We start from the raw sequence: 21,020 nt of genomic DNA, 5'->3' as shown, positions 1-21,020 counted from the left end.
CAGGCGCGCGGTGGGGGAGGCGCCCCCTTCTCAGTCGCGTACGGGTACGCGCTCCGCCTCCTCCTGGGATGTGGACCCGGCGACCACGACCGACTTGCGGCGCGGCCGGACGCGCAGTCCGGTCAGCGAGATCAGCAGGCCCGCGACCGCGATGCCGGTGACCACCGTCAGACCGGGGAGGTAGCTGTCGAGGATCGCCTCCCGGGAGGCGCCCTCCGCGGGGGCGTTCGCCGTCAGCACCGCCGTGACCACGGCCAGGAAGAGCGCGCCGCCCACCTGGACCGAGGTGTTGAGCAGCCCCGAGACCATGCCCTGCTCGTGTTCGTCGACGCCGTTGGTGGCCTGGACGTTGAGCGAGGGGAAGGTCAGGGCGAAGGCGGCGCCGACCAGCAGCATGGTCGGCAGGATCACCGAGGCGTAGACCGGGTCGAGGTCGATGCGCAGGAACAGCAGATAGCCGACGACCATCAGCGCGAAGCCGACCACGATGAGCCGCGGGGTGCCGAACCGGTCGATGACCGCGCCCACCTTGGTCGCGGAGAGCGCGACCAGCGCACCCGCCGGCAGGAAGGCCAGTGCGGTGTGCAGAGCCGACCAGCCGAGCAGTTGCTGCATGTAGAGGGTGACCAGGAACTGGAAGCCGATGTAGCTGCCGAGGAACGTCAACGCTCCCAGCTGGGCCCGGACTTGAGGGCCGGAGCGCAGGACGCCGAGCCGGATCAGCGGGCTGGGGCTGCGTCGTTCGACGGCCACGAAGGCGGCCAGCAGGACGATGACGGCGAGGAAGGACAGGAGCGTGCGCGCCGAGCCCCAGCCGGCTTCCGGTGCCTGGACGACGGTGAAGACCAGCAACAGCATCGAGGTCGTACCGAGGACGGCGCCGGGGATGTCGTAGCCGCCGGTGTTCTGTTCGCGTTCGCTGCGCGGCAGCAGCTTCAGGCCGGCGATCAGGGCGATGAGCGCGACGGGGGCGGGCAGCAGCATGGTGTACCGCCAACTGGCTTCGGTGAGCAGGCCGGAGAAGACCAGGCCCATCGAGTAGCCGGTGGCGCCGCAGGTGGTGTAGATGGCCAACGCCCGGTTGCGCAGCGGGCCTTCGGCGAAGGTCGTGGTGATGATGGACAGGCCGGCGGGTGCGGTGAACGCGGCGCTGAGGCCCTTGATGAAGCGGCTGGCGATCAGCAGCGGCCCGGAGTCGACGAGCCCGCCGAGCAGGGAGGCGACCGCGAAGACGCCGAGGGCGACCAGGAACACCTGGCGCCGGCCCAGCAGGTCGGCGGCGCGACCGCCGAGCAGCAGCAGACCGCCGTACCCGAGGATGTAGCCGCTGACGATCCATTGCAGGGTCGAGGTCGACAGGCCGAGGTCGGCACCGATGGAGGGCAGTGCCACGCCGACCATCGACACGTCGAGCGCGTCCAGGAACATCGCGGCGCAGAGCACCAGCAGGGTGCCCCACAGTCGGGGAGTCCAGCGCCCGTCGGGCACTGAGGTGGTGAGCGGAGAGGTCATGTCCCAAGACACTACATGCGCATGCATTGAATGCAAGGGCATTTAATTACGGTGCAATAATTTCCGCTCTCTGCTACGGTGCCCCGCATGGCGGCCAAGAAGGCGGAGCAGGCGCTCGTGGAGCAGTGGCGGGACATGTTGGCCCTGCATGCCCGAACACAGTGCGAGCTCGACCGCGCACTGCATCAACACGGCGTGTGCGCCAGCGACTTCGAGGTGCTCGACGTGCTCGCCGACGGGCGGCGCGCGACCGGTGGCGGCTGTTCCTACCGGGTGCAGGAGATCGCCGAGCGGGTCCATCTGAGCCAGAGCGCGCTGTCGCGGCTGATCGCCCGGCTGGAGAAGGACGGACTCGTCGAGCGCGCGCTGTGCCCGGAGGACCGGCGGGGCGTCCGGGTGGCGCTGACGGCGAAGGGGCGCACGCTGCACGGCGAGGCGCTGCCCGTACAGCGTGCGGTACTGACGAGGATGCTGACCGCGGACTGACCGGCCCCGGTACTCAGATCCCGGACTTCTCGCGCCACAGCTCCGCGAGCGAACCGTCGCCGGTGACACCCGGGAACGGCACACGGTTCCACAGCGACAGGTACAACTGCCCTGCGGGCCCCGCGATTTCACACTCCGCGTCTCCCAGCGCGTTCCGCTCGGTCGCGGGCGGTTCCTCGGTCAGTCGTACGGTCCACACCGCGCCCTCGGTGTCCGTGGCCCGCACCCGCAAGACCCGGGGCGTCTCGCTGCGCACCCGGCTCCTGGAGCGGGCGTGGAAGCCGGTCAGCAGCTCGTCGATGCCGTCGGCGGCGAACTCCGGCGCGATGTCGCTCGGTGTACCGCCCCGCGCCGCCTCCGCGTCGAAGCGGTGCACCGTGGTCTCGTGCGCCTGCCTGCGCGCCCAGAACGCGAGCGGGGACGGCGCGGGCAGGAACTGGAAGCACTCCACGTCGGGTGCGGCCGAGGCGAGGGTGTCGACGAGGCTCTGGTACGACTGCCGGTACCACGCCAGGAGTTCGCCGTCGTCGAGGTCGGGGGCCTTTTCGAAGGGCCGGGGCGTGGTGTGCCCCTCGGCGACGAACCCCGCCGCCCAGCGATGCACGGCTCCCGTGTGCCGTAGCAGGTCCCGCACCTGCCACTCCGGACAGGTCGGCACCTTGGCACCGGTCCCGGCCTGCTCGGCGGCCGCGGTCAGCAACCGGCCTTCCTGGTCGAGGATTCGGATGAACTCGGCAGTCTCCATGGAAGTGAGTCTGCCGCATGGCGCGGGGCCCAGGAGGTGGTGTTTTTTGTGGCTCCGTCGCTCGGCACGTACGGGAGCCGGGCGCGGGCCTGGCGGCGGAGGGGGCGCGGCGGCGGTGACTCAGGCGCTGCCGTGCTGAGGGGTGGCGTCCGCCTCGGCCCGGCGGGTGCCGAAGCCGATCGCCGCGGCCACCGCCGCGAGGACCGCCACGCTGGTGAGCGCTGCGGGCAGCGAGAACCAGTCGGCCATGAAGCCGATGGCGGGCGGCCCGAGGAGCATGCCGCCGTAGCCGAGCGTGGAGGCGATGGCGACGCCGGTGGGGCCGGCGAGGGTGCCCGCGCGTTCGACGGCCACCGGGAAGAGGTTGGCGAGACCGAGCCCCGCGACCCCGAAGCCCAGGAGCGCCGCCCACAACGCGGGGGCCAGCGAGCCGAGCAGCATCCCGGCCGCCGCGGTACTGCCTCCCACGATCACCGTGCGGGTACGGCCCAGCCGCTCGAGCAGCGTCGTCCCGGTCAGCCGGCCGATGGTCATCGTGAGCGCGAAGCAGGAGTAGCCGGCGGCGGCGACCCCGGCCGAGGCGTCGAGGTCCTCCTTGAGGTGCAGCGCGCCCCAGTCGGCCATGGCGCCCTCGCCGTACGCCGTGCACAGGGCGATCAGGCCGAAGACGATCACCAGTCCACGGGTCCGGCCGTCCAGCCGGCGCCGGGGACCCTTCCGCGGTTCGGTGCGCTCGCGCGGGACGGGCGGTTCGATGCGCAGCAGCTGCCGTCCCGCGACGGCTGTCACGGCCAGTCCGATGACGGTGATGCCGAGCAGGTGCCGGGTGGGCGACAGGTGCGCGGCGACGATGCCGCCGAGCCCGGCGCCGACCATGCCGCCGAGGCTGAAGGCGGCGTGGAAGCTGGGCATGATCGGACGCCTGAGGGTGGTGACCAGGTCCACGGCGGCGCTGTTGAAGGCGACGTTGATCCCGCCGTACGCCGCGCCGAAGAGCAGCAGCACGATGCCGAGGGTCAGGGGCGAGTGGGTCAGTGGCGGCAGGGCCACGCTGAGGGAGAGGAGCGCAGCGCAGACGACGGTGACCTGGTGGTTGCCGTAGCGGCGGCAGAGGCGGCCGGTGAGCATCATCGTGATCACGGCACCGGCGGAGACGCCGAGCAGGGCGAGGCCGAGGGTGCCGGCGGTGGCGTCGGTCTGTTCCTTGATGTCGGGAATACGGACGACCCAGCCGGCGAAGACGAAGCCGTCGAGGGCGAAGAAGACGGTGAGGACCACGCGGAGTCGGGTGAGCGGGTTGCCCGGCACGACGTTGTGCGTTCGGGTTTTGTTTATTTGCGGCACAAAGTCAGGCTAGGTGGGCCGGCGTGTTGGGGCAAGGGCGTTCTCGCCGTGGGCGCCGGCCGCCGTCAGGGGCGCCCTCGGGGCCTGCTGCGGTATCCGTGCGTGCGCGCACCGGGGCCGGGGTACTCCCCGCCCGTCCGACGGGGCACGGGGTGCACCTGTGCCGGAAGGTTGTCATGGTGGTGCCATGTGCTGGAGTGCGACGGCCGATCTCGTTGCCGGTGCCGGGATCGCCGGTGTGGGGGTGGCCTGTGTGGCGCGGGTGCGCAGGGTCGGCGATCTCCCGATGGCCGCGGTGCCGTTGCTGCTCGGTGCGCATCAGCTGGTCGAGGCCCTCGTCTGGGAGAACGGGGGCGGGACCGGGCCCGCCACGGTCGTCTGGGCGGTGATCGCCCTTCCGCTGCTGGCGGTGTGGGTACCGGTCGCCGTCCTGTGCGCGGCGCCGCGGTCGGCGCGCGCCCGGCCGGCGGTGCCCCTGGTGTGCGGCGTCGTGACCGCCGCCGTGATGGCGTACGCCATCGCCGACCGCCCGGTGCGCGCCGAGATCCGCGGTCATACGGTCGGCTACGTCCTCGGTCTCTCGCACACGGAAGTCCTCGTCGCGGGCTACCTCGTCGCCACGATCGGCTCTCTGCTGCTCTCCGGTGACCGTTGGCTGTTCGGGTTCGGGCTGCTGGCCGCGGTGGGCGCGCTGGTGTGCTGGGCGCTGTGGCGGCTGGAGTTCGTGTCGACCTGGTGCGCGTTCGCGGCGGTGTGCTCGGTGGTGGTGTTCGGGTGGGCTCGCCGGAGGCCCGCGTATTCCCGCTGACCGTGGTGGTGTTGCTACCGGGATCCCCGGTCCTCCCAGCAGGAGAGGCCTGGTTGGGGCGGCCACCCTGGGCGCAGGGTGGGGGCCATGAACACTGGTGAGCCGTCACGGATCCGCAGCCGTGTGACACCGCTGCGCCGACTCAGGGGAGACCTGTACATACCGCGCGGGAGCACCCCGTACGGTCCTCGTCGACAGAGCAGCGACGAGGCGACCGCGCGGGGTGGACCCGAACGTCGATCTGGGGTTCCGGCGGGAGCGAGGGGGCTCCGCGAGAGAGAGCTCACGTGCGGCGGTCGGTGAAGGGGCCGCCGGTCGCCTCGCGGACCCGCCCGAGGTACGGGCTCGGGTCCCCGAAGGAGAACGTCACCGCTGTGGGGCTACGGCTCCTCGACACCGTCCAGGGGCGGCAGCTCGCGTGCCAGGAGCTCCGGGTCCCCGCCGCCCGCAGTCAGGAGGCGAGCTCCTTGGTGATGCGGTCGAGCATGAACGCCGAGGACTCGTGGGCCCGTTCCTCCCACGCGAACACACAGGCGGTGGCGACGCCGTCGAAGTCGAGGTCGCGCAGGGTGCCGAAGAAGGCGTCCCAGTCGACCTCGCCCTGACCGATGTCGAGGTGCTGGTGGATGCGGGCGGTGGTGCCGGGCGGGTTGAGGATGTACCGCAGGCCCGAGGAGCCCTTGTGGTTGAAGGAGTCGGCGATGTGCACATGCCGGAGCTTGTCGCCGGCGTAGCGCATCATCGCCGCGATGTCGGCGCCCGGATCGGCCCCGGACAGGTGGAAGGAGTGCGGCGCGCAGTAGAGGTAGTTCACCCACGGCTTGTTGATCGCGCGGACCAGGTCGACCGCGGGGGTGTTCTCCTCGCAGAAGTCGTCCGGGTGGGCCTCCAGGTTCAGAGCGATGCCTTCCCGCTCGAACACCGGCAGCAGTTCCTCCAGCGAGCGCCAGAACGCCGCCTCGCTCTGCGCCGCGCGCTCGGGCCGGCCGTTGAACTCCGAGTTCATCAGGGGGCATTCGAGGTCCGCGGTGATCTCGATCATCCGCCGCCAGTAGCGGACGGCCGCCTGCCGCTCGGTCTCGTCCGGGGACGACCACTTGTAGAGCGGCAGCACCGACGACAGCTGAACGCCGTGCCTGCGCAGGGAGTTCTTGAGCTCGGCGATCCGCTCGTCGTCCGCCCGCGGGTGCAGGAAGAACGGCATGAAGTCGTCGCGGGGCGACAACTCGATGTACTCGTAGCCGAGTTCGGCGACCGTGCGCACCATGTCGTCGATCGGCAGGGCGCGGAACATGTACGGATCGAGGGCGATCTTCACGCGGCACCTCCGTAGAAGGCGGGACGGGGCTTGAGGTCGGTGGCGACGACACGGCCCGACTCCAGGGCCTCGACCGTCGCGCTGGTGATGACGGTGGCCGCGTAACCGTCCCAGGCCGAGGGGCTGGTGGGTTCGGCGCCGGCGGCGACGGTCGCGACCCACTCACGGAACTCGGTGTCGAAGGCGTCCGCGAACCGGCCCACCCAGTCGGTGAGCACCTCGGTGCTGTGCCGCCCCGCGCTGCGCAGGCCGACCGCGGCCGGGTCGGGCAGCCGGACCAGCCCCTCCTCGCCGACCGCCTCGCACTGGATGTCGTAGCCGTACTGGCAGTTGACGAAGACCTCCAGATCGATCCGGACGCCCTTGGCGGTCTCGAAGAGCATGATCTGCGGGTCCCTGAGGTGCGCGAACCGCTTGCTCGTGGCGCGCGGGGTGAGCACCTGGGTAGAGACGATCTCGTCGTCGAGCAGCCAGCGCAGTACGTCCACCTCGTGCACCGCCGTGTCCAGGGCGGCCATGGCGGAGGTGTACGACTTCGGGACGCTCGGGTTGCGATGCGCGCAGTGCACGATCAGCGGCTCCCCGATGCGACCGGAGTCGATGACCTCCTTCATCCGCCGGTAGCCGACGTCGTAGCGGCGCATGAAGCCGACCTGGACCAGGCGCCGGCCGAGGGCCGCCTCGGCCTCGACGATCCTCAGACAGTCCTCGGCGGTCGTCGCCAGCGGCTTCTCGCAGAACACCGGCTTCCCGGCGGCTATCGCGTTCAGGACGTGCTCGGCGTGCGTGGGGCCCCACGAGGTCACGAGAACCGCGTCCACCTCGTCGGACGCGATCACGGCCGCGCCGTCCGCCAGCACCCGGGCCCCGACCGGCGCCGCCGCCTCCTCGGCGCGGGCGGCGTCGAGGTCGGTGACCGCGGTGACGCGGGCACCCGTGACGGTCTCGGTGAGCCGCCGGATGTGTTCCTTGCCGATCCAGCCGGCGCCGATGACACCTACTCGTACGGTCATAGTCGTTTCCTTGCATTCCTTTGAGGAGGAGGGGAGTTCAGGAGAAGCGCGCCCGGAGTTCGGCTTCGAGGGTTTCGAGGGTGCGGCCCTTGGTCTCGGGGACGTAGAGCTTCACGAAGGCGAGCGAGAAGAAGCCCGCCACCACGAAGAGGAAGAAGGTGTTGGAGACCCCGATCGCGTCGACCAGGGACGGGAAGACCAGCCCGATCAGGAAGTTGGTCAGCCACAGCACCACGGCCGCGACCCCCATCCCGAAGCCGCGCATCCGCATCGGGAAGATCTCCGACAGCATCAGCCAGGTCACCGGTGAGATCGCCCCCTGCTGAAAGGCGAGGAAGGTGACGGTCATCGCCAGCACGGCGTACGCCCGTCCGTCACCCGCGGGCAGCGTCAGGGAGAACACGCCGATCAGCAACAAGGCCGCCGTCGTACCGATCTGACCGGTCATCAGCATCGGGCGCCGACTGACCCGACCCAGCAGCCAGATGCCGACGAACGTGGCCAGCACCGAGATGACACCGTTGGCGATGTTCGCGGTCAGCGCGCTGTCGGAGGTGAAGCCGGCGTCGGTGAGGATCTCCGTGCCGTAGTACATGATCGTGTTGACGCCGGTGATCTGCTGCACGATCGCGATGCCGAAGCCGACGAACATCAGCTTGCGCACCCACGGCGTGGCCCTCATGTCACGCCAGCCGCCGAGCTTCTCCTGCTCCTCCTTGACGGCGAGCGCGGACACCTCGCTCAGCTCGGCCTCGGCCCGCTGCCGCGAGCGCACCTGCTTGAGCACCTCCAGCGCCTCACCGAAGCGGGCCCTGGAGGCCAGCCAGCGCGGGCTCTCGGGCATCACCAGCATGCCGAACCACAGCACCACGGCCGGCACGGTGGCGAGTACGAGCATCCACCGCCAGACACCACCGGACTCCCCGCCCACCCGGGCGATGACCGCGTTGGAGGTGAAGGCCAGCAACTGCCCGCTGACGATCATGAGTTCGTTACGGGTGACCAGCGCGCCCCGCCGCTCGGCGGGCGAGATCTCCGCGAGGTAGACGGGCACCGTCACCGACGCGCCACCGACCGCGAGCCCCAGCACGAACCGCGCCACGACCATCACCGCCGTGTTCGGCGCGAGGGTGCACCCCAGCGCGCCGACGAAGAACACCACGGCGAGGACGAGGATCGTACGACGCCGTCCGCGCGCGTCCGACAGCCGGCCGCCGGTGATCGCGCCCAGGGCCGCGCCCAGCAGCAGCGAACTGGTGACCATGCCCTCGGTGAACGGGGTCAGACCGAGGTCGTCGGTCATATAGGGCAGGGCGCCGTTGATGACGCCGGTGTCATAGCCGAAGAGGAGTCCGCCGAACGTGGCGATGACGGTGATGAGCCGCAGCCGCCGGGAGACGGCGGGCGGGGGTGCCTCCGTGACCGTGGGGGCCTGGGTCGTGTCGTCCCTGACGTCCATGGCCACCTCCTAGCGGTCGTCGTTCGGGCGTCGGGTCCCCGACAGGCCGCAACCGGCGAGGTGTTCGCGCGTGCTCACCGCGATGGGCAGCGGCACCTCGGGGGCGCACGGGTACAGGTCCTGCTCGACGATCACGAACAACTCGGCGTCCAGCCGGGCGAGTTCGGCCACCACGTCGGCGGGCTTCGGCACCCCGGCGGGCGGCGACACGCACACCCCGCGCTTGACGGCCTCGCCGAACGACAGGTCCTCGGCGGCGACTTGGGCGAGGATCTCCGGGTCCATCTGCTTGATGTGGACGTACCCGACCCGCTCGCCGAACCGGCGGATCAGGTTCAGGTTGTCCCCGCCGCCGTAGGCCACGTGCCCGGTGTCCAGACACAGGTTGGTGTAGCGGGAGTCGGACTCGTTCAGCAGCCGCTCGATCTCCGGCTGGGTCTGGATGTGGCTGTCGGCGTGCGGGTGGATGACGAGCCGCACGTCGTACTCGTCGAGCAGCAGCTTCCCGAGCCGGTCGGCGGCCCGTCCGAAGCCCGCCCACTGCTCGGCGGTCAGCTCCGGCGACTCGGTGAACGCGCCGGTCTTCTCGTCCCGGTACATCGGCGGGATGAACACCAGGTGGTGGGCGCCCGCGGCGGCGGTCAGCGCGGCGACCTGCCGGACATGGGCGAGCATCTCGTCCCAGGCCTCGGGGCGGTGCAGCGCACCGAAGGCGGTGCCACCGGAGACCTTCAGTCCGCGCAGGTCCAGCTCCTCCTTCAGCCGCCGCGGCTCGGTGGGGAGATAGCCGTAGGGACCGAGTTCGAGCCACTCGTACCCGGCCGCCGCCAGCTCGTCGAGGAAGCGGGTGTACGACACCTGGTGCTCGTCCTCGGGGAACCAGACGCCCCAGGAGTCGGGGGCGGAGCCCAGGCAGAGGTTGCCCGCGACGGTGCGGAGCGGGGATGGCGCCGTTGCCATTGGTCTGTCCTTAAGGGGGAGAGGTCAGCTGGAGGTGGGGAAGTCGAAGCCCGCGGCGACCTGCCGTTCCTGCTGGGGCCAGCGGGTGGTGACGACCTTGGGGCGGGTGTAGAAGCGGATGCCCTCGGGGCCGTGGACGGGGTTGTCGCCGATGAGGGAGTCCTTCCAGCCGCCGAAGGAGTAGTACGACATCGGCACGGGCACGGGGACGTTGACGCCGATCATGCCGACCTTGACCTTGCGCTGGAAGCGGCGGGCGGCCTCACCGGAGGCGGTGAACAGGGCGGTGCCGTTGCCGTAGGGGTTGGCGTTGATGAGGTCGATGGCCTGGTCGAGGGTGTCCGTGCGGACGACGGCGAGGACCGGGCCGAAGAGCTCTTCCTGGTACGCCTCCATCTCGGTGGTGACGTGGTCCAGGAGGGAGGGGCCCGTGAAGAAGCCGTTCTCGTGGCCGTCGACCTTCAGCCCACGCCCGTCGACGACGACCGTGGCGCCCTGGGCGGCCGCGGTCCCGACCGCGTTCTCGACGCGCTCCTGCGCGGCCTTGGTGACCAGCGGCCCCATCTCCACGCCCGACTGGTCCCCGGGACCGACCTTCACCTCGCGGGCCTTGCGCTCCAGGACCTCGACGAGACGGTCGGCCGCGTCGCCGACCGCTACGGCGACGGAGACGGCCATGCAGCGTTCACCGGCGGAGCCGTAGGCGCCGGCGGTGATGTGGTTGGCGGCGAACTCGAGGTCGGCGTCGGGCAGGACGACGGCGTGGTTCTTGGCGCCGCCGAGGGCCTGGACGCGCTTGCCGTGTGAAGTGGCCTGCTCGTGGACGTACTTGGCGATCGGAGTCGACCCGACGAACGACACCGCCTCGATCCCGGGGTGGGTGAGGATCGCGTCGACGGCGTCCTTGCCGCCGTGGACGACGTTGAACACGCCGTCCGGCAGGCCCGCCCTCTGGTAGAGGTCGGCGACGAAGTTGGCGGCGGAGGGGTCGCGCTCGGAGGGCTTGAGGATGAAGGTGTTGCCGGTGGCGATGGCGATGGGGTGCATCCAAAGGGGCACCATCGCCGGGAAGTTGAACGGGGTGATGCCCGCGACCACGCCGAGCGGCTGGCGGAAGTCGTGGACGTCCACGCCGCGCGAGACCTGGTCGGAGAAGGAGCCCTTGAGGACGTCGCCGAGGCCGCAGGCGTACTCCACGACCTCCCGGCCTCGGGTGATCTCGCCGCGGGCGTCGTCGACGGTCTTGCCGTGCTCGGCGGAGATGATCCGGCCGAGCTCCTTCTCGTGTTCCACAAGGAGCTGGCGGAAGGCGAACATCACCTGGGTGCGCTGGGAGAGGGAGGACTCCGACCAGGTCTCGAAGGCCTGCGCGGCGGCGGTGACGGCGGCGTCCACCTCGGCGGCGCCACCGAGGGCGACTCGGGCCTGCTCGGCGCCGGTGGCCGGGTTGAAGACGGCAGCGGTCTCCTGGCCGGTGACCGGGCCGCCGTTGATCCAGTGGGGGATGGTGCTCACGGTGAGGGTTCCTTACAGGTAGTGGCGCTGGGACTGCTTGTGGGAGGCGTAGGTGTCGTAGGCGGCACGGGTGCTCTCCAGGGCGGAGACCTGGCTGACCGGGACGTCCCACCAGCCGTGGCCGGGCGGGTTGGGGCCGTACAGGTCGGTCTCGACGTGGACCACGGTCGTCCGGGTTGCCGCCCGGGCCTTTTCCATGGCGCTGCGGAACTCCTCGACGGAGGCGGCGTGCAGGACGTCCGCGCCGAGCGAGGCCGCGTTGGCGGCGAGGTCGACGGGCAGGATGCCGCCGTCCAAGTGGCCCGAATCGCCGTTCCGGAAGCGGTACTTGGTTCCGAAGCGTTGTGAGCCGAGGGACTCCGACAGGGCGCCGATGGAGGCGAACCCGTGGTTCTGGACGAGGACGATGATGACCTTCAGGCCTTCGGAGACCATGGTGACGATCTCCTGAGCCATCATCAGATATGAGCCGTCGCCGACGAGTACGACGACCTCGCGGGAGGGGTCGGCCATCTTGGCGCCGACACCGGCGGCGACCTCGTAGCCCATGCAGGAGTAGGCGTACTCGACGTGGTAGGCCTTCGGATCGCGGGCCCGCCAGAGTTGTTGGAGGTCGCCGGGCATGGAGCCGGCCGCGTTGATGACCACGGCACGGTCGTCGAGCACGTCGTTGAGGGCGCCGAGGATCTCGGTCTGGGCGGGGAGCGGGCCGTGGCCGACGCTGAAGCACCGGTTCTCGATCTCCCTGGAGCGGGCGATGAGTTCACGGGTCTGCGTGCGATGGCCGTCCGGTACCTCCCAGCCGGTCAGGGCCGCGGCGAGGGCCTGGATGCCCAGTCGGGCATCCGCGACCAGTGGTTCCGCCGAGTGCTTGACGGCGTCGAGGCGGGCGACGTTGAGGTTGACGAAGGTGACGTCCGGGTGGCCGAAGACGGTGCGGCTCGCGGTGGTGAAGTCGGAGTAGCGGGTGCCGATACCGAGCACCACATCCGCGTCGCGCGCCAGTTCGTTCGCCGCACAGGCGCCGGTCGAGCCGATGCCGCCGACCGCGCAGGGGTGGTCCCAGGGCACCGCGCCCTTGCCGGCGTGGGTGTCGGCGACGGGGATACCGGTGGCTTCGGCGAAGGCCCGCAGGGCGGTCTCGGCGCCGGAGTACACCGCGCCTCCGCCGACGACGATCAGCGGCTTCTCGGCGTTGCGCAGGAGCCGCGCGGCCCGTTCGACGGCGGCGGGCTCGGGCACGGGCCGGCCGACGTGCCACACCCGCCGCCGGAAGAAGTCCACCGGCCAGTCGTAGGCCTCGGCCTGTACGTCCTGCGGGAGAGCGAGGGTGACGGCGCCGGTCTCGACCGGGTCGGTCAGTACCCGCATCGCTGCGAGCGCGGCCGGGATGAGCTGTTCGGGTCGCTGGACGCGGTCGAAGTACTTGGACACGGCGCGGAAGGCGTCGTTGACGGTGACATCCCCGGCCCGGGTGTCCTCCAGCTGCTGGAGGACGGGGTCGGCGGCGCGGGTGGCGAACATGTCGGAGGGCAGGAGCAGGACCGGCAGCCGGTTGGTGGTGGCGAGAGCCGCGCCGGTGATCATGTTCGTCGAGCCGGGACCGGTGGAGGCCGTGCAGGCGAACGTGGCCAGCCGGTCGCGCATCTTGGCGTAGGCGACCGAGGCATGGACCATGCCCTGTTCGTTGCGGGCCAGGTAGTAGGGGAGGTCGGCCTCTTCGGTGACCGCGGCCTGGAGGAGCGCCTGGCCGATGCCGGCGACGTTGCCGTGCCCGAAGATGCCCCACACCCCGGGGACGAGGCGCTGCTCCTGGCCGTCGCGCTCGCTGTACTGGTTGGCCAGGAACCGCACCAGGGCCTGCGCGGTGGTGAGTCGGACGGTGTTCATCGGTTCGCTCCGAAAGGCAGGCGGTCGTCGACGTCCTGGGACCGCCAGGTGGCCCGCACCCAGCCATGGGCGGGGTCGTCGCAGATCAGCCAGGCGCGGTCCTGGCCGGGACCGGCCATGACGTTGAGGTAGTAGAGGTCGTAGCCGGGCGCCGCGATCGACGGCCCGTGCCAGCCGTGCGGGATGAGGACGGTGTCGCCGGAGCGGACCTCGGCGAGTACGTCGATGGGCCGCTCGGGGGTGCCGTACACCCGCTGGTAGCCGAAGCCGCTCCCGTCGCCGGAGACCTCGAAGTAGTAGATCTCCTCCAGCTCCGACTCCACGCCCGGCCGGGCCTCGTCGTGCTTGTGCGGCGGGTACGAGGACCAGTTGCCGCCGGGCGTGAGCACCTCGCACACCAGGAGCTGCTCGGCGTCGAACGTCCCCGGCAGGCAGTAGTTGTTGACCTGCCGGGAACACGCGCCTGCCCCCCTCAGCTCGATGGGCACGCCTTCCTTGGGCCCGTACCGGGCGGAGAGTGAGCTCCGCCCGGTACGGGCTGTGGGCAGCGCGAACCGGCCGCCGGCCGCGCTGCTGATCAGGGCCTCCGACTCGCGGGGGAGGTACGCGAAGTCGGTGACGGAGCCGAACACGTCGGAACGGCCCCGGAGTTCGAAGGTCTCCCCGCCGGTCGTGACCGTGCAGCCACCGTTCAACGGAAGGACCAGGAACTCGCAGTCCCCGGTGGACAGGGCGTGCGCCTCGCCCGGGCCCAGGGGCAGGATCCTGAGCCCGGAGTGTCCCCAGCCCGCCGACCCGGGCGTGACCGACACGTCATAGGGGCCGTCGGCCGAAGTCCCCTTCGGCAGGTGGTACTTGCTCGCGTCGCTCACAGCAGGCTCACCGCCTTGTCCACCGCGCCCGCCACATCGCCGCCCGCCGGGTAGAGCAGCGACCGCCCGACGACCAGGCCCTGCGCGGTGGGCTGCCTCAGCGCCCTGCCCCAGGACGCGAAGGCGGCCTCCGCGTCGGTCACTTCACCGCCCAGGAGCAGCGCCGGGAGTGTGGAGGCGGCCAGCACGCGCTCCATGCCCTCCACGACCGGCAGCTTCAGCCAGGTGTAGGCGCTGCGGCGGCCCAGCCCCGAGGCGATGGTGACCGACTTGACGACGGCGTCGGTCGACAGGTCGTTACGGATCCCGCCGTCCTGCCACACCGAGACGAACGGCTCGACCATCGCGATGAGACGACGGTCGTTGAGCTCGTTGACGGCCCGTGCCGTGTTCTCCAGGACGGACGGCGTCGAAGGGTCACCCAGGGCGATACGGGTGAGCATCTTGCCGCCGTCGAAGCCCATCGCGGCGATCGTCTCGGCGTCGTACCCGGTGAACCGGTCGTCGATCTCGAACACCGAACCCGCGAGGCCCGCACGGTTCATGGACCCGAAGACGCTCTTGCCGTCGAGCACGCCGAGCAGGAGCAGATCCTCGAGGATGTCGGCGGTCGCCAGCACCCCTGTCACACCGGGCCGTTCCAGCGCCACGCACAGCCGGTCCAGCAACTCGAAGCGATCCGCCATGGCGGTCGGATCGGACCCCACGCCGTTGGCGCCGCGTGCCGGATGGTCGGCCGCGATGATCATCGTCTTGCCGTGCTCGCCGAACGGGGAGGTGGCCCTCACCCGGCGCGCGGCGGCCGCAGCGACGGCACCGGGGTCATTGACCCGGGCCGCCACGATCCGGCTCACGTTCTCGGACAGCACGGCGTCACACCTCTCGCTGGGCATGGGTGTTCCGGAGCTTCGCGGTCACTTCGGCCTCGGTCGGCATCGCGTCGGAGCACGACAGCCGGCCCGCGACGATGGCGCCGGCGGCATTGGCGAAGGCGACCGTGCGGTGGGTGTCCCAGCCGGACAGCAGCCCGTGGCACAGCGCCCCGCCGAAGGCGTCACCGGCGCCGAGGCCGTTGACGACGTCCACCGGGACCGGCGGGATCTCGACGGCCGTACCGTCCTGGTCCATGGCCAGCACACCCTTGGGGCCCTGCTTCACCACCGCCAGCTCCACTCCGGCGGCCAGCAGCGCCTTCGCGGCGGCGTACGGCTCGCGCTCACCGGTGGCCACCTCGCACTCGTCGAGGTTGCCGACCGCGATCGTGGTGTGCCGAAGAGCCTCGGCGTAGTACGTGCGGGCCTCGGCCGGATCAGCCCAGGTTGTGTCCTTCCAGAACGCCGGTCGCCAGTCCAGGTCGAACACCGTCGTCCCGGCCTTCGCCCGATGCGCCAGCGCCGCCAACGTCGCCGACCGGCTCGGCTCCTCGCTCAGCCCGGTCCCGGTCATCCAGAAGACCCGTGCCTCCCGCACCGCGTCCAGATCCAGCTCACCCGGTTCGATGTCCAGGTCGGGGGCCTTCGGCAGCCGGTAGAAGTACAGCGGGAAGTCGTCCGGCGGGAAGATCTCGCAGAACGTCACCGGTGTCGGCGCGATGTCCGAGGTGCCGACGTACCGGCCGTCCACGCCGTACCCGTCCAGGGCCGTCCGGACGAAGTCGCCGAACGGGTCCCGGCCGGTCTTCGTGATCACGGCCGCCGAGCGGCCGTACCGGGCGGCGGCCACGGCCACGTTCGTCGGGCTGCCTCCCAGGTACTTGCCGAACGACGTGACCTCGGCCAGCCCCACCCCTGTCTGAAGCGGATACACATCCACTCCCACCCGGCCCATGGTCAGCACTTCGAACGGCATCGCTGGATCTTCCCTTCCTGTCGCGCTCTACTAGCGCGCTCTAGTGCGAGTACGATGACCCCTGTCCAAATGTCATGTCAATAGCTTGTCGCCGAGGGATTTCTCGGGAGCCCGTTAAGGTGGGCGCCGTCGGAGGGTGGGTTCACAGGTGGATGCATCGGGCAAGCAGCGGCCCACGATGGCGGACGTCGCCGAGAAGGCGGGCGTCTCCCGGGCGCTTGTCTCGATCGTGTTCCGGAACCAGCCGGGGGCGAGCGACGAGACCCGGCGGCGGGTGCTGAAGGTCGCCGACGAGATCGGCTACCGGCCCGACAGCGCGGCCCGGCTGCTGGCGAGGGGCCGCAGCCGCACGATCGGCGTGATGTTCACCGTGCACCAGACCTTCCAGACGGATCTCATCGAGGGGATCTATCCGGAGGCGGAACGGCTCGGCTACGACGTCCTGCTCTCCGCCACCGCGCTGGGCCGCAGCGAGGAGAAGGCGTGTGAGGCGCTGCTCGGCCACCGCTGCGAGGCGCTGATCCTGCTGGGTCCCGACGCCGAGCCCGCCTATCTCGACGAGCTCGGCCAGCGGGTGGCCACCGTCTCGGTGAGCCGTCGGGTGCCGCGTGCCCGGGTGGACTTCGTGCACAGCGCCGAGGGCAAGGGCGTCCGGCAGGCCATGGACCACCTGGTGGAACAGGGCCACCGGCGGATCGTGCACATCGACGGCGGGCGGGGCCCCGGTTCCGCCGACCGGCGCCGGTCCTATCGGGCGGCGATGCGCCGGCACGGGCTGGAGGCGGAGGCGCGGGTCGTGCCCGGCGAGCACACCGAGCAGGCCGGCATCGAGGCCGGCCGGTTGCTGCTGGCGGAGCGTGACCAGGGCATGCCCTTGCCGACGGCGGTCCTCGCGGGCAACGACCGGTGCGCCATGGGCCTGTTGATGGCGCTGACCCGGGGCGGCGTGGAGGTGCCGCGGGACATGTCCGTCGTCGGCTACGACGACAGCCACCTCTCGCATCTGATGCCGATCGGGCTGACGACCGTACGTCAGGACGCGGTGCTGATGGCCGAGCACGCGGTGCGGTTCGCCGTGGAGCGGCTGGAGAACCCGGAGCTGGAGCCGCGCGAGGCGGTGCTGGATCCCAAGCTGGTGGTCAGGGGGACCAGCGGGCCCGCGCCCCAGGCGTAGGACCGCCGATCACCGGGGCGCCGGCCGTAGGACCGCCGGTCACCCGGGTATCGGCCGTGGGGCCCCGGGTCATCGGGTACCGGCCGCGCTCAGCCCTGTGACGCGGTGATGTTGACCATCCACGGGATGCCGAAGCGGTCCGTGCACATGCCGAAGACATCGCCCCACATCTGCTTCTCCAGCGGCACGGACACCGTCCCGTCGGCCGAGAGTCTCTCCCAGTAGCCGCGCAGTTCGGCGTCGTCGTCACCGCTGAGGCTCACGGAGAAGTTGGTGCCGGGGGTGTGCTCCATGCCGGGCGGGGTGTCGGCGCCCATCAGGGTGAAGCCGCTCGGGGTCTCCAGCATGCCGTGCATGATCTTGTCGGCCTCGGGGGCGTCCGGCTGCCCGAAGGCACCGAACGTGTTGAGCGTGAGCGTGCCGCCGAAGACCTCCTCGTAGAACTCCATCGCCTGGCGGGCGTCGCCGTCGAAGCTGAGGTACGGATTGAGTCGCGAGCCCATGAAACCCTCCCGGAACGGGGTGAAGAGCCAATAGTCGGGAGGCTAGCGCGGGGCACTGACAACGGCACTCCGAGCCGTCCCGTTCGCGCCGCTCACCCCGCTCCCTCGCTCCTTGACTGTCCCGGGCGCGCTCGAAGTGCGACGCTGGGACGAGAGACATCCGCCGAGGGGACTCGGAGGGCACGATGGGACGTGACGTGCCGGCCCTGGTGTTCACGCGGGAGGACCGCCGCAGGTACCGGGACAAGATGCACACCTGCCTGGACGTGCTCGCGCAGATGCTGCGCGAGTCGGGCTTCGAGAGCGAGCGTCCGCAGGTCGGGCTGGAGATCGAGCTCAACCTGGTGGACGACGACGGGCTGCCGGCGATGCGGAACACCGAGGTGCTCCAGGCCATCGCCGACCCCGCCTGGTCGACCGAGCTGGGGCGCTTCAACCTGGAGATCAACATCCCGCCCCGCGAGCTGACGGCCGGCGGGCCCGGCGCCTGGGAACAGGCGATCCGTGACGCGCTCAATCACGCCGAGGAACGCGCCTCGGCCGTGGGCGCGCATCTGATCATGATCGGCATCCTGCCCACGCTGGGGGAGGGCGACGTCGGTGAGCACGCCCTGTCCGGTGATCCGCGCTACCGGCTGCTCAACGAGCAGATCTTCGCGGCGCGGGGCGAGGACCTGCGGATCCGGGTGGACGGCGTGGAGCGCCTGGCGATGTACGCCGACGCCATCACCCCGGAGGCCGCCTGCACCAGCACCCAGTTCCATCTCCAGGTCGCCCCCAGGGAGTTCGCGGACTACTGGAACGCGGCGCAGGCCGTCGCGGGCGTGCAGATCGCGCTCGCGGCCAACTCGCCCTACCTCTTCGGCCGGGAGCTGTGGCGCGAGACCCGTATCCCCCTGTTCGAGCAGGCCACCGACACCCGCCCGCAGGAGATCAAGGCCCAGGGAGTACGGCCCCGGGTGTGGTTCGGTGAGCGGTGGATCACCAGCGTCTTCGACCTGTTCGAGGAGAACGTGCGCTACTTCCCCGCGCTGCTGCCGGTGTGCGACGAGGAGAGCCCCCAGGAGGTGCTGGACGGCGGCGGCGTCCCGGAGCTGGGCGAACTGACCCTCCACAACGGCACGATCTACCGCTGGAACCGCCCCATCTACGCCGTCACCGACAGCGGACCGCATCTGCGCATCGAGAACCGGGTCCTGCCCGCCGGACCCACGGTGGCCGACATCATCGCCAACGGCGCCTTCTACTACGGGCTGACCCGCGCCCTGGTCGACGAGGACCGGCCGGTGTGGACGCGGATGTCCTTCGCGGTCGCCGAGGAGAACCTCCACGCGGCGGCCCGCGACGGCATCGACGCCCGGCTGTACTGGCCGGGCGTCGGTGAAGTCCCGGTCACGGAACTGGTGTTGCGGCGGCTGCTGCCGCTGGCCCACCGCGGCCTGGAGCTGGCCGGCATGGACACGGAGTGGCGCGAACCCCTGCTGGGCATCGTCGAACAGCGCTGTGTCACGGCTCGCAACGGCGCCGTGTGGCAGACGGAGACGGTGCACCACATGGAGAAGGAGGGCGTCTTCGACCGCCAGGAGGCGCTGCGCCGGATGACCTCGTCCTACATGGACTTCATGCATCTCAACGCGGCCGCGCACACCTGGCCCGTGGACTGAGGCCGGTCAGCTCCGCCATTCCCCGGCAGGCGTCAGCGGAACGGGGGCGGGCGGCCGCGCCGAGGTCGTGAGCTCGATGCGGCGACCCTCGGCCGAGGAACGCAGGAGTGCGGTCATCGTCTCCAGTACGTGCAGGGCGAGTTCGCCGCCGGCGCGTGGTGCCCGCCCTGCGTCGGCGGTGACGAAGTCGAGCAGGCCGATGCCGCGCGAGCCGTCGACGTAGCCCGCCGACGGGGGCAGCGTGCGCCATTGGGCGGCGCCGAGTTCGAAGAGGCGCACCTCGCCGTCGAAGTGGTTCGGATCGGGCAACGCGAGGGTGCCCGTCTCGCCGTGGACCTCGATCGGCGCGGCGGTCGTGGTCACGCCGTCGAAGCTGGTCGTGATCGTCGTCAGGGCCCCGTTCGCGTGCTCCAGCACACCGGAGACATGGCTGTCGACCTCGACGGGGATCCGCTCGCCCGTGCGCGGCCCTGATCCGATGACCCGCTCGGTGCGCAGCCTGCTCGAGGCGCCGGTCACCGCCCGTACCGGGCCCAGGAGATGGACCAGGGAGGCGAGGTAGTACGGCCCCATGTCCAGCAGGGGTCCGCCGCCTACGGTGTAGTAGAAGTCGGGGTGGGGATGCCAGCGTTCGTGCCCCGGGGTGACCATCACGGCCGAGGCGGACAGAGGGCGCCCGATGCTGCCCGACTCCACGGCCGCCCGAGCGGTCTGGACGCCGGTGCCGAGGACGGTGTCCGGCGCGCATCCCACGCCGACGCCCGCCTTAGCGGCCGCCTCCAGCACGGCGTGGGCGTCGGGGAGTTCGGCGGTCAGTGGCTTCTCCCCGTAGACGTGCTTGCCGTGCCGGATCGCGCCGAGGGCGATCTCGGCGTGCGCCGCGGGGACGGTCAGGTTCAGGACCGTGTCCACCTCCGGGCTGCTCAGCAACTCCTCGACGGTCAGCGCCCGGACGCCGGGGAACTCGGCGGCGACCGCGGCCGACCTGGCGGCGTCGAGATCGGCGACCGCGGTGACCCGTACGGCCGGGTGGCCGGCGAGCGTGTCCAGGTAGGCGCGGGAGATGACGCCGAGACCTACGATGCCGATGCGGTGCGCGTCGCCCACAGCATGCCCCTCTCGATGACGGTGCGGACGTTCGGGTCGGCCAGGACGTCGAGGCTGTGCCCCGGTGTCGTCACCACGACGCGCCCTGCGCCCCACTGCCGGGTCCAGATCGCCGGCGTGGTGACCGGCCGGTGCCAGGGCTGCCAGGGCCGGGTCGGATGGGTGGTGGTGGCGAGCACGTCGATCAGGTCGTCGTGGAGCACCCAGTACTGCTCGGTGGTGAGCTCGAAGTTCTCGATGCCCTCGGTGATCGGGTGGGTGCGGCCGAGGTCGGTGATGTCGACGGTGTGCGGCAGGAAGTTGTCCGCCTCGCCGCCCTGGCGCTCGCACGGCTCCTTGCCCGGGTGGGTCGCGAACTGGCCGCCCACCAGGTGGAGGTAGTCGGAGGAGGCGCGGAAGGAGTCCGCGATCCCGCCGTGCCAGCCGGTGAGGCCGGTGCCGGCCACCACCGCCGCGCTCAGCCCCGCCAGCTGCTCGCCGGTGATCTCCGACATCGTCACGCACTGCACGACGAGGTCGGTGTCGGCCAACTCGGCGGTGTCGGCGTAGACATCGGTCGACTCCTCGATCCGGACGGCGTATCCGTTGTCGCGGAGGAAGGGCACGAACAGCTCCGTGGCCTCGACCGGCCGGTGCCCCTCCCATCCGCCGCGGACCACCAGGGCCTTCTTCTGCGTCATCTCGTTCCTTCGGCCGACCCGTTGAACAGCGCATTCACTATGCGCCAGGTGCCCGCGTCCACGAAAGAGTTGCCGGGTTTCGCGAAACTTTCGACGAAGGGGGCTCCTCGCGAGTCTGGTCT

General features: G+C 70.9%; 19 protein-coding genes. 4 read left to right on the top strand and 15 right to left on the bottom strand.

Going from position 1 to position 21,020, the window contains the following annotated elements:
- Positions 1-30: 30 nt before the first annotated feature.
- The gene (locus ABKA17_RS39660; protein WP_353697251.1) at positions 31-1,512 is read right to left on the bottom strand and encodes an MFS transporter; all 1,482 of its coding nucleotides are present in this window, start codon (positions 1,510-1,512) and stop codon (positions 31-33) included.
- A gap of 87 nt (positions 1,513-1,599) precedes the next feature.
- On the opposite strand from ABKA17_RS39660, the gene ABKA17_RS39655 reads away from it, so the two are divergent.
- Positions 1,600-1,998 (top strand): MarR family winged helix-turn-helix transcriptional regulator, encoded by a 399-nt coding sequence (locus ABKA17_RS39655; RefSeq protein ID WP_353697250.1) that lies wholly within the window; start codon positions 1,600-1,602, stop codon positions 1,996-1,998.
- A gap of 13 nt (positions 1,999-2,011) precedes the next feature.
- Here the strand turns inward: ABKA17_RS39655 and ABKA17_RS39650 are convergent, their stop codons facing one another.
- Together ABKA17_RS39650 and ABKA17_RS39645 are read right to left on the bottom strand one after the other, a co-directional pair.
- Positions 2,012-2,743, bottom strand: coding sequence for a maleylpyruvate isomerase family mycothiol-dependent enzyme (locus ABKA17_RS39650; protein ID WP_353697249.1), 732 nt, complete (start codon positions 2,741-2,743; stop codon positions 2,012-2,014).
- Between the two features lie 120 nt (positions 2,744-2,863).
- A complete protein-coding gene (locus ABKA17_RS39645) occupies positions 2,864-4,051 on the bottom strand; it encodes an MFS transporter (protein WP_353697248.1) in 1,188 nt (395 codons plus the stop codon).
- A 223-nt stretch (positions 4,052-4,274) separates the two neighbouring features.
- Between ABKA17_RS39645 and ABKA17_RS39640 the strand changes: the two genes are divergently transcribed.
- Positions 4,275-4,895, top strand: a complete 621-nt coding sequence (locus tag ABKA17_RS39640; RefSeq protein WP_353697247.1) for a DUF6629 family protein — start codon at positions 4,275-4,277, stop codon at positions 4,893-4,895.
- A 451-nt stretch (positions 4,896-5,346) separates the two neighbouring features.
- Here the strand turns inward: ABKA17_RS39640 and ABKA17_RS39635 are convergent, their stop codons facing one another.
- The 9 genes from ABKA17_RS39635 to iolC are packed head-to-tail and all read right to left on the bottom strand — an operon-like array spanning position 5,347 to position 15,770.
- Positions 5,347-6,213, bottom strand: a complete 867-nt coding sequence (locus ABKA17_RS39635) for a sugar phosphate isomerase/epimerase family protein (RefSeq protein ID WP_353697246.1) — start codon at positions 6,211-6,213, stop codon at positions 5,347-5,349.
- Complete coding sequence (locus tag ABKA17_RS39630) at positions 6,210-7,226, bottom strand: Gfo/Idh/MocA family oxidoreductase (protein WP_353697245.1); 1,017 nt, start codon at positions 7,224-7,226, stop codon at positions 6,210-6,212. Before ABKA17_RS39630 ends, ABKA17_RS39635 begins: the two co-directional genes overlap by 4 nt.
- A 37-nt stretch (positions 7,227-7,263) precedes the next feature.
- The gene (locus ABKA17_RS39625) at positions 7,264-8,685 is read right to left on the bottom strand and encodes a sugar porter family MFS transporter (protein ID WP_353697244.1); all 1,422 of its coding nucleotides are present in this window, start codon (positions 8,683-8,685) and stop codon (positions 7,264-7,266) included.
- A gap of 9 nt (positions 8,686-8,694) precedes the next feature.
- Positions 8,695-9,645 carry a TIM barrel protein gene (locus tag ABKA17_RS39620; RefSeq protein WP_353697243.1) on the bottom strand — a complete coding sequence of 317 codons (951 nt, stop codon included), beginning with the start codon at positions 9,643-9,645 and terminating at the stop codon, positions 8,695-8,697.
- Positions 9,646-9,669: 24 nt separating this feature from the next.
- Complete coding sequence (locus ABKA17_RS39615; protein ID WP_353697242.1) at positions 9,670-11,160, bottom strand: CoA-acylating methylmalonate-semialdehyde dehydrogenase; 1,491 nt, start codon at positions 11,158-11,160, stop codon at positions 9,670-9,672.
- A 12-nt stretch (positions 11,161-11,172) separates the two neighbouring features.
- Entirely contained in the window at positions 11,173-13,050 is a 1,878-nt protein-coding gene (gene iolD, locus ABKA17_RS39610; protein ID WP_353697241.1) for a 3D-(3,5/4)-trihydroxycyclohexane-1,2-dione acylhydrolase (decyclizing), read from the bottom strand.
- Entirely contained in the window at positions 13,047-13,922 is an 876-nt protein-coding gene (iolB, locus tag ABKA17_RS39605; protein ID WP_353697240.1) for a 5-deoxy-glucuronate isomerase, read from the bottom strand. The genes iolD and iolB overlap by 4 nt, the downstream gene beginning before the upstream one ends.
- Positions 13,919-14,815, bottom strand: a complete 897-nt coding sequence (locus tag ABKA17_RS39600) for a Cgl0159 family (beta/alpha)8-fold protein (protein WP_502994521.1) — start codon at positions 14,813-14,815, stop codon at positions 13,919-13,921. The genes iolB and ABKA17_RS39600 overlap by 4 nt, the downstream gene beginning before the upstream one ends.
- Positions 14,796-15,770: a 5-dehydro-2-deoxygluconokinase gene (gene iolC, locus ABKA17_RS39595; RefSeq protein WP_353697238.1), complete on the bottom strand. Its 975-nt coding sequence runs from the start codon at positions 15,768-15,770 to the stop codon at positions 14,796-14,798. Before iolC ends, ABKA17_RS39600 begins: the two co-directional genes overlap by 20 nt.
- Positions 15,771-15,948: 178 nt before the next feature.
- Here iolC and ABKA17_RS39590 point away from each other — a divergent pair, with 178 nt between their 5' ends.
- Positions 15,949-16,944, top strand: a complete 996-nt coding sequence (locus ABKA17_RS39590) for a LacI family DNA-binding transcriptional regulator (RefSeq protein ID WP_353697473.1) — start codon at positions 15,949-15,951, stop codon at positions 16,942-16,944.
- An 89-nt stretch (positions 16,945-17,033) separates the two neighbouring features.
- Here the strand turns inward: ABKA17_RS39590 and ABKA17_RS39585 are convergent, their stop codons facing one another.
- Complete coding sequence (locus ABKA17_RS39585) at positions 17,034-17,447, bottom strand: VOC family protein (protein WP_353697237.1); 414 nt, start codon at positions 17,445-17,447, stop codon at positions 17,034-17,036.
- A gap of 185 nt (positions 17,448-17,632) precedes the next feature.
- On the opposite strand from ABKA17_RS39585, the gene ABKA17_RS39580 reads away from it, so the two are divergent.
- Positions 17,633-19,111 (top strand): glutamate-cysteine ligase family protein, encoded by a 1,479-nt coding sequence (locus ABKA17_RS39580; RefSeq protein WP_353697236.1) that lies wholly within the window; start codon positions 17,633-17,635, stop codon positions 19,109-19,111.
- Positions 19,112-19,117: 6 nt separating this feature from the next.
- Here ABKA17_RS39580 and ABKA17_RS39575 read toward each other — a convergent pair whose 3' ends face one another.
- Together ABKA17_RS39575 and ABKA17_RS39570 are read right to left on the bottom strand one after the other, a co-directional pair.
- Positions 19,118-20,218, bottom strand: a complete 1,101-nt coding sequence (locus ABKA17_RS39575; protein WP_353697235.1) for a Gfo/Idh/MocA family protein — start codon at positions 20,216-20,218, stop codon at positions 19,118-19,120.
- Entirely contained in the window at positions 20,188-20,898 is a 711-nt protein-coding gene (locus tag ABKA17_RS39570) for a ThuA domain-containing protein (RefSeq protein ID WP_353697234.1), read from the bottom strand. The genes ABKA17_RS39575 and ABKA17_RS39570 overlap by 31 nt, the downstream gene beginning before the upstream one ends.
- Between the last annotated feature and the right edge of the window lie 122 nt (positions 20,899-21,020).

The sequence above is a fragment of the Streptomyces sp. RG80 genome, assembly GCF_040446465.1.
Classification (GTDB): domain Bacteria; phylum Actinomycetota; class Actinomycetes; order Streptomycetales; family Streptomycetaceae; genus Streptomyces.
This window is presented reverse-complemented; position numbering and strand designations above follow the sequence as displayed.

What these genes read in the sequence shown, in the direction of transcription:
- ABKA17_RS39660 (WP_353697251.1), bottom strand. Translation starts at nt 1,512, where the DNA reads ATGACCTCTCCGCTCACCACCTCAGTGCCCGACGGGCGCTGGACTCCC.
- ABKA17_RS39655 (WP_353697250.1), top strand. Translation starts at nt 1,600, where the DNA reads ATGGCGGCCAAGAAGGCGGAGCAGGCGCTCGTGGAGCAGTGGCGGGAC.
- ABKA17_RS39650 (WP_353697249.1), bottom strand. Translation starts at nt 2,743, where the DNA reads ATGGAGACTGCCGAGTTCATCCGAATCCTCGACCAGGAAGGCCGGTTG.
- ABKA17_RS39640 (WP_353697247.1), top strand. Translation starts at nt 4,275, where the DNA reads ATGTGCTGGAGTGCGACGGCCGATCTCGTTGCCGGTGCCGGGATCGCC.
- ABKA17_RS39630 (WP_353697245.1), bottom strand. Translation starts at nt 7,226, where the DNA reads ATGACCGTACGAGTAGGTGTCATCGGCGCCGGCTGGATCGGCAAGGAA.
- ABKA17_RS39625 (WP_353697244.1), bottom strand. Translation starts at nt 8,685, where the DNA reads ATGGACGTCAGGGACGACACGACCCAGGCCCCCACGGTCACGGAGGCA.
- ABKA17_RS39620 (WP_353697243.1), bottom strand. Translation starts at nt 9,645, where the DNA reads ATGGCAACGGCGCCATCCCCGCTCCGCACCGTCGCGGGCAACCTCTGC.
- iolD (WP_353697241.1), bottom strand. Translation starts at nt 13,050, where the DNA reads ATGAACACCGTCCGACTCACCACCGCGCAGGCCCTGGTGCGGTTCCTG.
- ABKA17_RS39600 (WP_502994521.1), bottom strand. Translation starts at nt 14,815, where the DNA reads ATGCCCAGCGAGAGGTGTGACGCCGTGCTGTCCGAGAACGTGAGCCGG.
- iolC (WP_353697238.1), bottom strand. Translation starts at nt 15,770, where the DNA reads ATGCCGTTCGAAGTGCTGACCATGGGCCGGGTGGGAGTGGATGTGTAT.
- ABKA17_RS39590 (WP_353697473.1), top strand. Translation starts at nt 15,949, where the DNA reads ATGGCGGACGTCGCCGAGAAGGCGGGCGTCTCCCGGGCGCTTGTCTCG.
- ABKA17_RS39585 (WP_353697237.1), bottom strand. Translation starts at nt 17,447, where the DNA reads ATGGGCTCGCGACTCAATCCGTACCTCAGCTTCGACGGCGACGCCCGC.
- ABKA17_RS39580 (WP_353697236.1), top strand. Translation starts at nt 17,633, where the DNA reads ATGGGACGTGACGTGCCGGCCCTGGTGTTCACGCGGGAGGACCGCCGC.
- ABKA17_RS39570 (WP_353697234.1), bottom strand. Translation starts at nt 20,898, where the DNA reads ATGACGCAGAAGAAGGCCCTGGTGGTCCGCGGCGGATGGGAGGGGCAC.